Origin of the sequence: Ornithinimicrobium carbonis (genome assembly GCF_050703245.1) — a bacterium.
Taxonomy (GTDB): domain Bacteria; phylum Actinomycetota; class Actinomycetes; order Actinomycetales; family Dermatophilaceae; genus Ornithinicoccus.
Map to the genome: position 1 here is coordinate 146475 of NZ_CP192647.1, position 13477 is coordinate 159951.

Sequence of the window (13477 nt, forward strand, 5' to 3'; positions counted from 1 at the left end):
GCCGTGCTCCTCGAAGACCTCGGTGTTGTAGATGACCCCGCTGGCGTTGGAGGCGAACGGGAGCCCGTTGACCTGGTCCTCGCAGGTGCCGAGGTCGTCGAGGACCTGCTGCACCTCGGGGTTGACCGTCTCGGTCACCGACGTCAGGTCGGACAGGTCGGCGAAGACGCAGGCCCGGGCGAGCTGGCCGAAGTTGCCGCTGCCGTTCAGGGTGATGACGTCCGGCGTCTTGTTCTTCACCAGCAGCGTGCGCAGCGCGGTGTCCGCGTCGGGGACGTGGTTCTGGGTGACCCGGACGTCGGGGTTCTCGGCCTCGAAGGCCTCGATGATGTCGTCGAACGCCTGCACCGCCTCGGGCTTGAACTGGAAGAACTCCAGCTCCACCCGCTCGTCCCCGCCGGCCGCGCTGCAGGCGCCCAGCCCGAGCGTCGCCAGGGCGATGGCCCCGGCCGACGTCCGTCTCCTGTCCTCCCCACCGATCTGCCCGCCATGGTCTCTCCTTCGAGTGCCCGTGTGGTCCTCGGGCAGCGTAGGGCGGGCCGTCGTGAGGTGTCCTGCTGAAGCGACTCCTTACCGGGACGGTCAGAACCCGAAGCACCGGGCCGTCGCCCTGATCGAGTCCGCGCTGCGTCGCAGCAGCGCGATCTCCTCGTCGGTCATCGGCACGAGCAGGCGCTCTCCCGCGCCACGGTGGTCGACGATCGTGGGGACGGAGAGGCTCACGTCGCTGATGCCCCGGTAGTCATCCAGCCAGGTCGAGACCGGCAGGACGGCGTGCTCGTCCCGCAGGACCGACTCGACGATCCGGCAGACGGCCAGGCCGACGGCGTAGTTGGTGGCGCCCTTGCCGGCGATGATCCGGTAGGCCGAGCGCATGACGTCCTCGGCGATCTCCTCGCGGGTGGCCTCGTCCAGGCCGCCGTGCAGGGCGTCCCACTCGAGCAGCGGGACGCCCCCGACGCTGGCCGAGCTCCACAGCGGGAACTCGGTGTCCCCGTGCTCGCCGACGACGTTGGCGTGCACGCTCGTCACCGCGACCCCGAGCCGGGTGGCGATCGCGTGCCGCAGGCGGGAGGAGTCGAGCACGGTGCCGGAGCCGAAGAGCTGGTTGGCCGGCAGCCCGGTGACCTTGAGCGCGGCGGTGGTGACCACGTCGACCGGGTTTGTCACCATGACGTAGGTCGCGTCCGGGGCGACCTCGACGAGGCGGGGCATGAGCGTGCGGGTCAGGTTGAGGGTGGATTCGGCCAGCTCCATCCGGCTCTGACCGGGCTGCTGCTTGGCGCCGGCGGTGACCACGACGACCCGGGCCCCACGGCATACCTCGACGTCGTCGCTGCCCTCGACCTGCCCCATGGGGGTGAACGCCAGCCCGTGGTTGAGGTCCAGGACCTCGGCCTCGACCTTGGCGGCGTTGACGTCGTGCAGCACGACGTGGCGGGCGGTGCCGCGGACGAGAGCGCCGCGTAGGCGATGGTCGCCCCGACCGATCCCGCGCCGATGACCGCGAGCGTGCTGGCCGAGGAGCGGCTGGTGTCCGTCATGCGCCCAGTCTTCCGCACCCCTGAGGTGACCCGCCGGTAGGCGAGGCGGCCCGGCGTCCTCGCGTCTCTGGGAGTCAGTCCCGGGTGTAGTCGTCCTCGAGCCGCTCGATGTCGGCCTCGTCGAAGTCGCCGAACGCCACCTCCAGCACCCGGGCCGGCATGCGGCCGGGGTTGCCCAGGCGGTGGGTCGACCCGCGGGGGACCCACACGTCCTGCCCCGTCTCGGCGGTCCAACGGTCACCGTCCACCCAGACCTCGACCGGGCCGTCGACCACGTGCCACAGCTCGGAGCGACGACGGTGCCGCTGCAACGAGAGACGGTGGCCCGGCTCGACCGTGATGATCTTCACCGTGACCGTCTCGTTGCCGACGAACTGGCGGAACTGCCCCCACGGCCGCTCCACCGCGAAGACGTCCTCGGTCAGGTCCCCCATGACTGGTCCCTCCTGCATCCACCCTGTCCTTTCGTGCCCCCAGATGATGCCAGCCCCGGTGAGGTATCCCATAGTTGCTCTCCCCTGGCGCGGTGGGACCATCGCAGTATGAGGAAGCTCGGGCTGCTGCCCCGGATCGGGATCGCCATCGTGCTGGGGATCGTCTTCGGCCTGTTCCTGCCGGAGGCGGTGGTGCGGGTCTTCGTCACCTTCAACGGGTTGTTCTCCAGCTTCCTGGGGTTCATCATCCCGCTGATCATCGTGGGGCTGATCACCCCGGCGATCGGTGAGCTGGGGCGCGGTGCCGGGAAGTGGCTGGGGGTGACCGCCGGGATCGCCTACGGGTCGACGGTTTTCGCCGGGCTGATGGCCTTCCTGATCAGCTGGGCGCTGCTGCCGCAGTTGCTGCAGGCAGGGGACTTCACCGAGCTGACCAACCCGGAGGAGGCGCTGCTCGGCCCTTACTTCACCGTCGAGATGGCACCGGTGGTGTTCGGCGTGATGACCGCGCTCGTGCTGTCGTTCGTCGTGGGCCTGGGCCTGACGGTGCTGCCGACCGACGGGCTTCAGCGGGGGTTCAACGAGCTGCGGACGATCATCGAGACGGTCATCGCCAAGATCATCATCCCGCTGCTGCCGGTCTACATCTTCGGCATCTTCCTCAACATGACGGTCGTCGGGCAGGTCGCCGAGGTGATCGCGACCTTCCTGGGTGTCATCGTGCTCGTTTTCGCGATGACGGCCATGCTGCTGCTCCTGCAGTTCGTCGTCGCCGGGTCGCTGACCGGCCGCAACCCGCTCAAGGCGCTGAAGACGATGTCACCGGCCTACCTGACCGCGCTCGGCACCTCGTCCTCGGCGGCGACGATCCCGGTGACGCTGCGCCAGGCGATCGAGATCGGGGTGCGGCCGCAGGTGGCGTCGTTCACCGTGCCGCTGTGCGCGACCATCCACTTGGCCGGGTCGACGCTGAAGATCGTGTCGTTCTCCCCTGGCCGTCATGGTGCTGGCCGGCATCGAGATCAACGCGCCGATCTTCATCGGCTTCATCCTCATGCTGGGCATCACGATGGTGGCCGCCCCGGGCGTGCCGGGTGGCGCGATCTTCGCCGCGTCGGGGTTGCTGTCTTCGATGCTGGGCTTCACCGAGCCGCAGGTGGGCCTGATGATCGCGACCTACATCGCCATCGACAGCTTCGGCACCGCGACGAACGTCACCGGTGACGGTGCGATCGCGATGGTGGTCGACAAGCTCAGTGGCGGCCGGGTCGACGAGCCGGCGCCGGAGGAGATGCCGAAGCCGCTGGTCGGCTGACCTCCGTCAGCCGGCCTGGTCGAGCAGGCCCCGTCGGTGCAGGTAGCCCTCGGCCGCCCGCTTCCCGCTCGTCATCGCCCCGTCGATCGAGGCCATGTCCATGTGGTCGCCGGCCACGATGAGGCCCTCGGCCACCTCCATTGCCGCGCGCTCCTCGAACGGTGCCGGCTCGGCGGGGGGGGGGCGTAGGGGATGTCGTCGCGGCGCAGCAGCTGCCAGTCGGTGGTGTCCACGCCGTAGAGCTCGCCAACGTGCCGCAGCACGTCCGCGTCCGAGGCAGGGTCCTCGCCGGCCCGCCAGAGGCTGCTTGCCTGGACCAGGGCACGGCCGTCGGGCGCGTACTCAGGGGCCACGTTGCTCACCACGGACGTGACGACCACCGGCCCGTGGTTCTCCCGCTGGTCGATGACGACGGCCTTGAGGTCGGTGGGCGCGTGGGTGACGGCATACCAGTGGGTGGTGTAGCCCTTGCCGGGCTTGACGGGCCGGTCGGTGACGGACGGCCCGCGGTGGTCGGGTCGGTGGCGACGACGACGAGGTCGGCGGTGATCTCCTCGCCGTCGACCGTGCGGACCCTGCCGGACGAGACCTCGGCGACCTCCTTGCCCAGCTCCACCGGGGTGGTCAGCCTCGCGGCCAGCTGCTCGGGCAGCGCCTGCATGCCTGCCGCCGGCAGTCCGGGGGTGCCGAGGGCGAAGGTGCGGACGAGCAGCTGGGTGAAGACGGTCGAGGTGCTGCCGTCGTCCTCGAGCAGGACTCCGGCGAGGAAGCCGTCGACGATCTTGCGCAGCGGGCCGATGAACCCGGCGTCGTCCATCGACTGGCGGCGGGGCACGTCGTCCTCGGCGGTGGCCAGCAGGTTGCTGGTGCTCAGGGCCGGTGCCGCCCAGCGGGCGAGCGAGGCCATGCTGGCGGGGTGCAGCTTGCCCGAGCGAAGGGTCTGCGCCAGCAGCTGCGGCTCCCGGCGCGGGTCGGCGACGACGAGCAGCTCGGCCGTGCGGGCCGAGCGGATCGCGACCCCGGCGGTCATCTTCTGCAGGTCGAGCGCCTTGAGGTCGGCCAGCTCCTTGACCATCGGGTAGGCCGGGTTGAGCACCTGGAAGCCCCGGTCGAGGCGGAACCCGTCGACGACGTCGGTGCGCACGCGGCCACCGACCCCGTCGGAGGCCTCGAGGACGCGCACGGAGACCCCGTGCTCCTGGAGGGTGAGGGCGCAGGTGAGACCGGCGAGACCGGCCCCGACGACGACTACTTCGGTCTGGGCGGGCATGTTCGCCAGGGTATGCGGCCGGCGTCGTCCTCGCCTGTCGAGATCGAGCGCCGGGTCGGGTGGCACGATGGGGGCGTGCAGGACGTCCCGACCGCCGAGGTGCCGATGGAGGTGCGCATCGAGTTCGCGCACGCTGCGCTGCAGCACCTGGCCGACCGGGAGGGTGTCGACCTGCTGCACATCAAGGGGATCGCGTTCGAGCCGCGGTGGCGCTCGCGGGCGTCGGGTGGCAGCGACGCGGACGTGCTGGTCCGGCCCAGTCAGGTGGGCCGTTTCGTCGGGGCGGTCGAGGCCGCCGGGTGGCGTCGTCGCTCGCGCTTCCGGACCGGGTCGCCCTTCGGGCACGCCCAGACCTACTGGCACGACCACCTGGGGTATGCCGACGTGCACCGGTTCTTCCCCGGCACCAGGCCGGACGAGACCGCGTTCGACGTCCTCTGGGCCCGGCGCCAGAGGCGGGAGCTGGCGGCGGTCGCGTGCCCCGTGCCGGACGAGGCCGGGCAGGCCTTGATCTTCGCGCTCAACGAGGCCCGCAACGGGGCCACGGTTCGCACCCAGCCCAGGCTCGCCGAGCTGGTCGACGACCCTCGGCTGGGCGGCGAGGTCGTGGCGCTCGTCCCGCAGGTGGGTGCAGAGGTGGGCTGGGCCGCCGCCCTGGACGAGCTGGACCGGGTCCGGGGCCACCGAGAGCACGACCTGTGGCACGCGGTATCGCGGGACGGGAGCCGGTTGGCCGAGTGGCGGGCCCGGGTCAAGGCCGAGCCCACGGTCCTGGGCAAGGTCGGCCTCGTCGTGCGGGCACCGCTGGTCAACACCGAGCATTTGGCCAACACCCGTGGGCACGAGCCCACCGCATGGGAGGTCGCGGTGGAGTTCGTCGACCGTGGTCGGCGTGCCGCCGTCGAGCTGTGGCGAGCCCGGCCGGGCGGAGCACGGTGAGTCCCGGGCGGGCCCGGTGGGTCCTGTCTGACGGATGGGGGATGGTGGACCGCCCCGAGGACGGGGAGCACGGGGGAACGCTCTACCTGGCACCCGTGCGCACCGGTGAGATCCACGTCGTGACCGGGGCGGCAGCGGTCGTCGCCCGGGCGACGCTGGTGAGCACCGATCTGCCGGAGCTCCGCGACCGGACGGCCGACGCCCTGCAGGTCACCCCGGAGGAGGTCGACGACGAGGTCCTGGTCGAGGTGCTCGACGGCCTCCAGCGTCTGGGCGCCGTCGTCGGACGGCCGGCCTAGCTCTGGTCGGCCCGCTCGTCGATCCGCCGCCGGCTGCGGGCACGGAACTCCAGCCCCTCGCTGCTCTCCGTGAGCCGGGCCCGGTCGGCCCGGGCCCGTGCCGCCGCCTCAGCGTGCGGACGGGACGCCTGCATCCGCCGGTCGCGCCGGCTCGGCCGGCGGCGCCGGTTCCGGGCACCCTCGGGGCGGGTGGGGGCGTCGTCCCCGTTGTAGTAGTTGTAGTAGGCGCTCGGCTGCGGCGGCGACTTGGTCAGCACGAACCCGGCGATGTGGGTCTCGGTCGTCTCGAGGGTGCGCAGCGCCTCGGAGAGGTGCCGCTTGCGGGTCTCGCCCGAGGCGACGACCAGCAGCATGCCGCCGGTCAGCTTCTCGATGACCATCGCGTCGGTCACCGGCAGGACGGGCGGGGTGTCGACGAGGATGAAGTCGTAGTCCTCGCTGAGCCGGTCGAAAAGGTCCTGCATCTTCGTCGACCCGAGCAGCTCGCTGGGGTTGGGCGGGGTCTCGCCGGAGGCCAGCACGTGCAGGTTCGTGCCGCCCCACCGCTGGACGACGTCCTCCAGCTCGGCGTCGCCCAGGAGCACGGTGGTCAGGCCCACGGCCCCCTCCAGGCCCATGTTGGTCGCGACCGAGGGGTGGCGCAGGTCTGCGTCGATGAGCAGCACCCTGGTGCCGGCGTCGGACATCGCCAGGGCCAGGTTGATCGCCGTCGTCGTCTTGCCCTCCCCGGGCAGCGTCGAGCTGACGACGAAGGAGTGCTTGCCCGTCGTGACGTCGACGAACATCATGTTGGTCCGCAGGCGACGGACGGCCTCGGCCTGCGGCCCGAACGGGTCGATGTCGAGGTAGAGCGCGTGGGGGTCGTCGTCCTTGCGGTAGGGCACGCTGCTGAGGACCGGGCGCTCGGACAGCGCGTCGATGTCACGCACCTCCCGGACCCGCTGGTCGAGGGCCTGGCGGGCCACGGCGAAGGCGACCCCGAGGAGGAGGCCGGCGAGCGCGCCGAGGGCGAGGTTGCGCAGCGGGTCGGGCTCGATCGGGCGGTTCGGCACCGACGCCGGGACGATCGTCTCGGCGCTGACCGACTGTCCGCTGGTGGCGAGCATGGGCGAGAAGTTGCGCGCGACCGCCGCGAGCTGCTGCGGCACGGCGGTCGCGGCATCGGCGGCGACCTGCGCGTCGTGCGCGCGGACACGGACGTCGAGCAACGGGGTGTCGCCGGAGCGCTCGGCCGAGACGTTGAGCATCGTGCCGGGCGCGACCCCGAGCTGCTCGCGCACCGGATCCAGCACGATCGGGGATGTGGCCACCTGGATGACGGTGGCCAGCTCGGCCGCCGGCATGTTGTAGACGTTGGCCGAGTCGCTCTGGTTGTTCGCCAGCAGATAGACGCGGGTGGAGGACTCGTAGATCGGACGGGTCTGCAGGGTCGCCAGGGCCGTGGCCGCGACCACCACCAGCATCGTCGCCAGCACCAACCTCCACCGCTGGCGCAGCGTGGTGAGGAAGTCACGGACGGTCACGGGGCCCTCCTCCCGTCGACGAAATCACCCGTATCCTACCCGTATGCGCGTCCTCCGCCTCTTCCACAGCGGGGTGATGACAGCCTGGAGAGCCAGGGAGCGCGAGTTGCGTCGGCTGGGGCACGACGTCCGTTTCTCTCCGCCCGTCGGTGGGACGAGGGGGGCGCCGTCGTCACCCTCCGAGCCGACCCCCGGGAGGCGGACGGGGACGTGGTCCCGGTCGCCACGGTCTGCCAGCATCCAGCAGGGTACGGTCAGGCACATGGAGCAGGCGGGGAGCCACCGCCTGCCCGGGGAAAGGGCTGGCTCGTTGCTGTTGGGGTCGGCCACCTCGTTGGCCACGACGGGCCCGACTCGTGGGCGACGCGAGAGACCGCGCGCGGCTCGACCCGGCAGGCGCTGATCATCTGCTCGACCAGCCTCGTCGTCACCCGGGCCCGGGCCGGCAGCTGCTCGGTCTCCTCGGTGAACGACCGCCGCGGGCACAGCGCCTCGGTGCAGGCGTAGCGGCGCGTGCGCACGAGAACGTCGAGCCGCTCACCCCCGCAGGACACGTTCTTGACGTGCTGGACCGGGCGGGCCTGGACCCGCGAGGACAGCATCCCGCAGGACGGACACGCGCCCTCGCACGCGAGGTCTCGATCACCACCGGTCGCTGCTGCTCCTCGCCGACGGCAGGGCTGGCCGAGACGACTCGGGAGCCGGACAGGTTGAACAAGATCGACGCCTGCACCGACGTCGAACGTACGCTCGCTCGTGCACGCTCGCGGTCCTCGCTCATGAGATGCCTAGACAACACCCATGCTGGCGCAGGGCCGCGAGCCCTACGCCAGGGCCCCACCACGCTCAAAGTTGAAGAGTCACGTTGACGTCGTGATCGAGGCCTTCCGCGGCACCGACCAGCGGCTCGTGGTGGTCGGCAACGGCCCGGAGCGGGAGAGCCTTCTCGCGGCGGCCCCGCCGATCGTGCGCATCGTCTCCGACGTGCCCGACGGCGAGCTGCGCTGGATCTACTCCCACGCCAAGGGCCCGCTCGCCCCGAGCCACGAGAACTTCGGGGCCCCGCTGGAGGCCAACGCCCGCGGGTTGCCGGTGGTGGCGCTACGGCGGGTGGCTACCTCGACACGGTCGACGACGGCCTGAGCGGCATTTTCTTCAGGGAGGTCACTGCCGATGCAATCCGCGAGGCGGTGGGGAAGGCGGTGTCGTGCACCTGGGACGCCGAGGTGATCCAGGCGCACGCCGCGACCTTCGACGAGCCGAGCTTCATCGACAAGATCCGCTCCGAGGTGGACGGCCTGCTCGACAGCGGCAAGCCGCTGGGGTCCGCCCGCTGACGCCGGAGGGTGCGGTCGGGTGCTTCAGCCCTTCACAGTTCGGCCTTGGGTGCAACCGGTGACGAATTGCTTAATGAAAAGTGCAATAGCAGAGTTCGTATGACAAGGAACGTTCCGACCATCTCCAACGACTCTTCTGCAATTGTAGTCAACCGGTACGTCGATCCTGTGCCGATGGTGGTCACCACTTGGCCGCCGACGAGCTCCATGCCAGCCGCGCCTGTGACGAAAACGGCACCAGCGACGATGAGACGCACTGCAGTTACCCTCGGAAGCTGTCGCAGAAATGGAATCATAGCGAAAGCAAAAATTGCAGCAGCGATGACCCCCGGTATTACCCAGGCGAAGAAGAGTGGCCCGCTATTGATGTCGAAGGCGTTTTGTAGCGGCCCAATAAGCTCCTCGTGAAGCGAAATGAGTTCGTCTAAGGACATGACGATGAGGAGAGCTGCTAGGACACTCCAACCCCAGCGGAGTCCGGCTGCGTCGGACTTCCGCCAAGCCCATGATAGGAAGCCGGCGAAGGCTAGCTGCATACCCTGGAACCATGTCGGGAAGGAGTCCTCCACGTCAGCGTCGAAGAGGCTCAGAAGTTTCCCCCGCCGCACCATCCCGTCTGTGCTTAAGAGTGCGCGTGTAGCCTCCGCGGCTAGGGCACAGGCGATGAGCAAGAGGATCGCGGTGAGGAGGAACCGGAGGACCCTCTGCCGACTGCCCAGGTGAATCGCTCGCACCGTGTCTGCACCCACTGCCCCGTGCTCCTTACGTTCGTCAACCAGAGATTACTCCGCCCCGGACGCCTAGGCCCCACCAGACGAGTGCCGCGACTTGTCCTGACTTTGGACAGGTAGTACTCGATCTGGAGATGGCGGTCCGTTGACCTGCGGTGATCGGTCGCTGAGTGGGTGGTTTCACGCACTGACGGGGTGCGTCTAGCCTCCTTGTCGTGGCGTTCATCAGGCGGGTGCGGACGAAGTCGGGAGCGACGGCCGTGCAGATCGCCGAGTACGCCGCGGGGCGTCAGCGGATCCTCAAGCACGTCGGCTCTGCGCACACCGAGGCCGAGCTGGGGGTGCTGCTGGCCCGGGCTCGGGAGCTGCTGGAGGACCCGGGCCAGGGCGTCCTGGAGCTCGGTGTGGACCCCCAGCCGATGGCCACGGGGCTGGCCCGACCAGCACGGGAGGCGTCCTTGCTGGACCCGGTGCCCGTAGCGCCGCCGGCGGTGCGCAGCAGCCCAGGGCGGGTGGTCGGCAGGGACAGCCGGGTGCTGTTCGAGGCGCTGGCCGCGGTGTACGCCCAGCTGGGGTTCGACGCCCTCGAGGACGAGGTCTTCGCCTCCTTGGTGCTGGCCCGGGTCGTGGAGCCGACCTCGCTGCTGGATGCCGCCCGGGTGCTGGCCGACCTGGGCCAGGAGGCAGCCAGCTACAAGACGATGGGCCGGGTCCTGGCCCGTGCCAAGGAGCGCGGGTACCGGGACCAGATCGCCACGGCCTGCTTTGAGCACGCGGTGGCCAGCGGGGACGTCTCGCTGGTCATGTACGACGTCACCACCTTGTACTTCGAGGCCGAGAAGGAGGACGACCTGCGCAAGGTCGGCTACTCCAAGGAACGCCGCGTCGACCCCCAGATCGTCGTCGGGCTGCTGGTCGACCGCAACGGGTTCCCGTTGGAGATCGGCTGCTTCGAGGGCAACAAGGCCGAGACCTCCACGATCGTGCCGATCATCAAGGCCTTCCAGGCCCGGCACGAGGTGGCCGACATGGTCGTCGTGGCCGACGCCGGGATGCTCTCGGCGACAACCTGCGCCAGCTGGACGAGGCCAACCTGCGGTTCATCGTCGGCTCCCGGGTGACCAAGGCCCCGATCGACCTGGCCTCCCACTTCCGCTGGCACGGGGAGGCGTTCACCGACGGGCAGGTCATCGACACGACCACCCCACGGACCGGCCGCAACAGCGACAACGACGTCCTGGTCCGCGCCGAACCGACCTGGGACCGGACCGAGCACCCCGGCTCGTGGCGGGCGGTGTGGGCCTACTCGGCCAAGCGCGCTGCGCGTGACCACAAGACCCTCACCCTGCAGGAGAACCGGGCCAAGGCCGTCGTCGCCGGGGAGAAGGCCGCCCGCACGCCCCGGTTCGTGAAGAAGAACGGCGGGGACACCGTGCTCGACGAGGCCTCCCTGGCCAGGGCCCGCCGGCTGGTCGGGCTCAAGGGTTACGTCACCAACATCCCCGCGACCGTGATGCCTGCTGGCGAGGTCATCTCCTCCTACCACGACCTGTGGCAGGTCGTCGGCCTCTTTCCGCATGTCCAAGACCGACCTCAAGGCCCGGCCGCTGTTCGCCCGGAAGCGTGACGCGATCGAGGCTCACCTGACCATCGTCTTCACCGCACTGGCCATCTCCCGCGAGATCCAGAACCGCACCGGCCTGGCCATCCGCAACGTCGTCCGCCAGCTACGCCCGCTGCGCTCGGCCACCGTCGCGATCAACGCCACCAGCCAGACCTTCCCGCCCCAGATCCCCGCCGACAAGCAGGCCATCCTCGAAGCCATCCACCACGGCCGGCTCACGCACTAACGAAATGACCAAACTCAGGCCTTACGTTCGTCAACCAGAGATTACTCCGCCCCGGACGCCTAGGCCCCACCAAACGACTGCCGCGACTTGTGACCGAGCGCTATGCGGACTCAATCCGCGAAGTAGGCTGGTCGGTATGCGCGTCCTGCGGGTCTTCCACAGCGGGGTCGTGACCGCGTGGCGGGCTCGCGAGGGGGAGCTTCGCCGACAGGGGCACGACGTCACGCTGCTGTCCGCCGCGCGCTGGAACGAGGGCGGCTCGGTCGCCACCCTCACTCCCGACCCGTCCGAGCCCGGCGGTTCGGTCAAGCCGGTGGCGACCGTCGGCACCCACCCCGCCCTCTTCGCCTACGACCCGCGGCCGCTGTGGCGGGCGCTGGGTCGGCGCTGGGACGTGATCGATCTGCACGAGGAGCCCTTCGCGGTCGCGACCCTCGAAGCGCTGGTCCTGCGTGCCCTGCGCCGCAATCCCGCTCCCTACGCACTCTACTCCGCGCAGAACATCGACAAGCGCTACCCCGTCCCCTTCCGCTGGTGGGAGCGTTGGGCGCTGCGGCACGCGCGCGCCGTTATCGTCTGCAACACCGAGGCGGGGGAGATCTGCCGACGCAAGGGCTTCCCCGGCGTGCCCGACATCGTCCCCCTGGGGGTCGACGCCGAGCGGTTCTCCCCGGCCGACCGGCAGCCCCCGGCTGCAGACGCTCCGGTGCAGGTCGGGTATGTCGGGCGTCTCGCCTCCCACAAGGGGGTCGACGTGCTTCTCGATGCCGTGGCCGCCCACCCCGGGCTGGAGCTGACCGTGGTGGGCGCCGGTCCGCAGGAGCATGAGCTGCGGCAGTTCGCCGACGAGCCCGGGCTGCGTGAGCGGGTGCGCTTCGCCGGCACCGCGACCCAGGAGGAGCTCCCTCGGTTGCTGCAGGAGATGGATGTGCTGGCGGTGCCGTCGCTGACCACGCCGGGGTGGGTCGAGCAGTTCGGCCGGGTCGTCGTCGAGGCGATGGCCGCCGGGGTGCCGGTCGTGGCGAGCGACAGCGGGGCGTTGCCGGATGTCGTCGGGGAGGCCGGACTGCTGGTGCCCGAGGGTGATTCGGTCGCACTGGGAGAGGCGCTGCTGCGCGCAGCCCGTGAGCCCGGACTGTGGCAGCGCTTGCGTCAGGCGGGTCTGGAGCTGGCCCAGGAGTGCTCATGGGAGCAGGTGGCCCAGTGCTACGACGAGGTCTACCACCGGATGACGCACTCGGCCCGCAGCGAGGTCGCGGACACGACCGAGCCTGAGGTTGTCGTGGTCGCCTACGGCTCGCCCGCGCTGCTGCGCTCCGCGCTGGAGCCCGTCCGTGACCTGACGGTCACCGTCGTCGACAACTCCTCCCTGCCAGAGATCCGCGAACTGTCGGCCGAGCTGGGCGTGCGCTACCTCGCCCCAGGGTGGAACGGCGGCTTCGCCGCAGGAGTGAACCACGCCCTTGCCCACCGCCAGACACCCGGCGCCGACGTGCTCCTGCTCAACCCCGACGCGATCGTCGACGCCGACGGCGTTCGCCAGCTCCACCGAGCCCTGCGCGCGGACCCGGATATTGCCAGCGTCGCGCCTTCCCAGGTCGACGCTGACGGGCGACCGGCCCGCGTTGCCTGGCCCTTCCCCACCCCGGTGCGGTCCTGGATCGAGGCCAAGGGCCTGGGCCGACTCAACGACCGGCACGAGGACTACGTCATCGGGTCAGTGCTGCTGCTTCGGGCCGAGGCACTGGAGCAGGTCGGCGGATTCGACGACGACTTCTTCCTCTACGCCGAAGAGACCGACTGGGCCAAGCGCGCCTCCCTCATGGGCTGGCACCACCGACTCGTGCCCGAGGTGACCGCGGTGCATGTCGGCGCTGCCACCTCGACTGACCTGCAACGTCGGGAAGTTCACTTCCACGCCGGGCAGGAGCGGTACTTCCGAAAGCACTTCGGTGCCGCAGGCTGGCACTACGCGAGGGTGGGTCAGTTGATCGGGGCGGTGGCCCGTTCGGTGGTGCTGCGAGGAGTTCGTGGACAGCGCGCCCGATGGCGGGCAGAGTTGCTGATCCGCGGCCCGCGCACTGCCGAGTCCGCCCGTTTCTTGCGACCTCGAAACACCGACGCTGTGGAAGTGGCGGCATGACCCCGGAACGTTGGGATCGGTTCCGGGGGCCAGCACTGGTGCTGCTCGCCGGTGCAGCGCAGCGACCGCGCTCGCTGTCCTGGTGGGGTACG

At 70.2% G+C, this 13477-nt stretch carries 12 protein-coding genes and 3 pseudogenes; 7 read left to right on the forward strand and 8 right to left on the reverse strand.

Annotated elements, in window-relative coordinates:
* Positions 1-24: 24 nt before the first annotated feature.
* The 3 genes and pseudogenes from ACQ95T_RS00770 to ACQ95T_RS00780 all read right to left on the reverse strand — a co-directional run.
* Positions 25-384, reverse strand: a pseudogene (locus ACQ95T_RS00770) (ABC transporter substrate-binding protein); the annotation flags it as partial.
* 198 nt (positions 385-582) lie between these two features.
* Positions 583-1431, reverse strand: a complete 849-nt coding sequence (locus tag ACQ95T_RS00775) for a lactate/malate family dehydrogenase (RefSeq protein ID WP_431473385.1) — start codon at positions 1429-1431, stop codon at positions 583-585.
* Positions 1432-1618: 187 nt separating this feature from the next.
* Entirely contained in the window at positions 1619-1996 is a 378-nt protein-coding gene (locus ACQ95T_RS00780; RefSeq protein ID WP_425942914.1) for a phosphomannose isomerase type II C-terminal cupin domain, read from the reverse strand.
* A gap of 90 nt (positions 1997-2086) precedes the next feature.
* Between ACQ95T_RS00780 and ACQ95T_RS00785 the strand changes: the two are divergent.
* A pseudogene (locus ACQ95T_RS00785) lies at positions 2087-3293 on the forward strand (dicarboxylate/amino acid:cation symporter).
* Positions 3294-3299: 6 nt separating this feature from the next.
* On the opposite strand, the gene ACQ95T_RS00790 reads toward ACQ95T_RS00785, so the two are convergent.
* The gene (locus ACQ95T_RS00790) at positions 3300-3434 is read right to left on the reverse strand and encodes a hypothetical protein (RefSeq protein WP_431473386.1); all 135 of its coding nucleotides are present in this window, start codon (positions 3432-3434) and stop codon (positions 3300-3302) included.
* A 217-nt stretch (positions 3435-3651) separates the two neighbouring features.
* Positions 3652-4563 carry a flavin monoamine oxidase family protein gene (locus tag ACQ95T_RS00795; protein ID WP_431473387.1) on the reverse strand — a complete coding sequence of 304 codons (912 nt, stop codon included), beginning with the start codon at positions 4561-4563 and terminating at the stop codon, positions 3652-3654.
* Between the two features lie 75 nt (positions 4564-4638).
* On the opposite strand from ACQ95T_RS00795, the gene ACQ95T_RS00800 reads away from it, so the two are divergent.
* On the forward strand, positions 4639-5502 hold the full coding sequence (locus tag ACQ95T_RS00800; protein ID WP_425942917.1) for a nucleotidyltransferase family protein: 864 nt from the start codon (positions 4639-4641) through the stop codon (positions 5500-5502).
* Positions 5503-5543: 41 nt separating this feature from the next.
* The gene (locus ACQ95T_RS00805; protein ID WP_425942918.1) at positions 5544-5801 is read left to right on the forward strand and encodes a hypothetical protein; all 258 of its coding nucleotides are present in this window, start codon (positions 5544-5546) and stop codon (positions 5799-5801) included.
* On the opposite strand, the gene ACQ95T_RS00810 is transcribed toward ACQ95T_RS00805, so the two are convergent.
* Both ACQ95T_RS00810 and ACQ95T_RS00815 read right to left on the reverse strand, forming a co-directional pair.
* Positions 5798-7324, reverse strand: a complete 1527-nt coding sequence (locus ACQ95T_RS00810; RefSeq protein WP_425942919.1) for a polysaccharide biosynthesis tyrosine autokinase — start codon at positions 7322-7324, stop codon at positions 5798-5800. The two genes, ACQ95T_RS00805 and ACQ95T_RS00810, sit on opposite strands and share 4 nt — an antisense overlap.
* Positions 7325-7578: 254 nt before the next feature.
* The gene (locus ACQ95T_RS00815; protein WP_431473388.1) at positions 7579-7926 is read right to left on the reverse strand and encodes a hypothetical protein; all 348 of its coding nucleotides are present in this window, start codon (positions 7924-7926) and stop codon (positions 7579-7581) included.
* A 271-nt stretch (positions 7927-8197) separates the two neighbouring features.
* Here ACQ95T_RS00815 and ACQ95T_RS00820 point away from each other — a divergent pair, with 271 nt between their 5' ends.
* A complete protein-coding gene (locus ACQ95T_RS00820; protein WP_431473389.1) occupies positions 8198-8467 on the forward strand; it encodes a glycosyltransferase in 270 nt (89 codons plus the stop codon).
* 47 nt (positions 8468-8514) lie between these two features.
* Positions 8515-8661, forward strand: coding sequence for a hypothetical protein (locus ACQ95T_RS00825; RefSeq protein WP_431473390.1), 147 nt, complete (start codon positions 8515-8517; stop codon positions 8659-8661).
* A 32-nt stretch (positions 8662-8693) separates the two neighbouring features.
* On the opposite strand, the gene ACQ95T_RS00830 is transcribed toward ACQ95T_RS00825, so the two are convergent.
* Positions 8694-9410, reverse strand: coding sequence for a hypothetical protein (locus ACQ95T_RS00830; RefSeq protein WP_425942923.1), 717 nt, complete (start codon positions 9408-9410; stop codon positions 8694-8696).
* Positions 9411-9607: 197 nt separating this feature from the next.
* Here ACQ95T_RS00830 and ACQ95T_RS00835 point away from each other — a divergent pair.
* Positions 9608-11242, forward strand: a pseudogene (locus ACQ95T_RS00835) (IS1634 family transposase).
* A 136-nt stretch (positions 11243-11378) separates the two neighbouring features.
* Positions 11379-13385: a glycosyltransferase gene (locus ACQ95T_RS00840; protein WP_425942925.1), complete on the forward strand. Its 2007-nt coding sequence runs from the start codon at positions 11379-11381 to the stop codon at positions 13383-13385.
* Positions 13386-13477: the final 92 nt, after the last annotated feature.

Coding starts and splice junctions, on each gene's coding strand:
- ACQ95T_RS00815 (WP_431473388.1), bottom strand. CDS start 7,926: ATGCTGTCCTCGCGGGTCCAGGCCCGCCCGGTCCAGCACGTCAAGAAC.
- ACQ95T_RS00840 (WP_425942925.1), top strand. CDS start 11,379: ATGCGCGTCCTGCGGGTCTTCCACAGCGGGGTCGTGACCGCGTGGCGG.
- ACQ95T_RS00780 (WP_425942914.1), bottom strand. CDS start 1,996: ATGCAGGAGGGACCAGTCATGGGGGACCTGACCGAGGACGTCTTCGCG.
- ACQ95T_RS00805 (WP_425942918.1), top strand. CDS start 5,544: ATGGTGGACCGCCCCGAGGACGGGGAGCACGGGGGAACGCTCTACCTG.
- ACQ95T_RS00795 (WP_431473387.1), bottom strand. CDS start 4,563: ATGCCCGCCCAGACCGAAGTAGTCGTCGTCGGGGCCGGTCTCGCCGGT.
- ACQ95T_RS00790 (WP_431473386.1), bottom strand. CDS start 3,434: ATGGAGGTGGCCGAGGGCCTCATCGTGGCCGGCGACCACATGGACATG.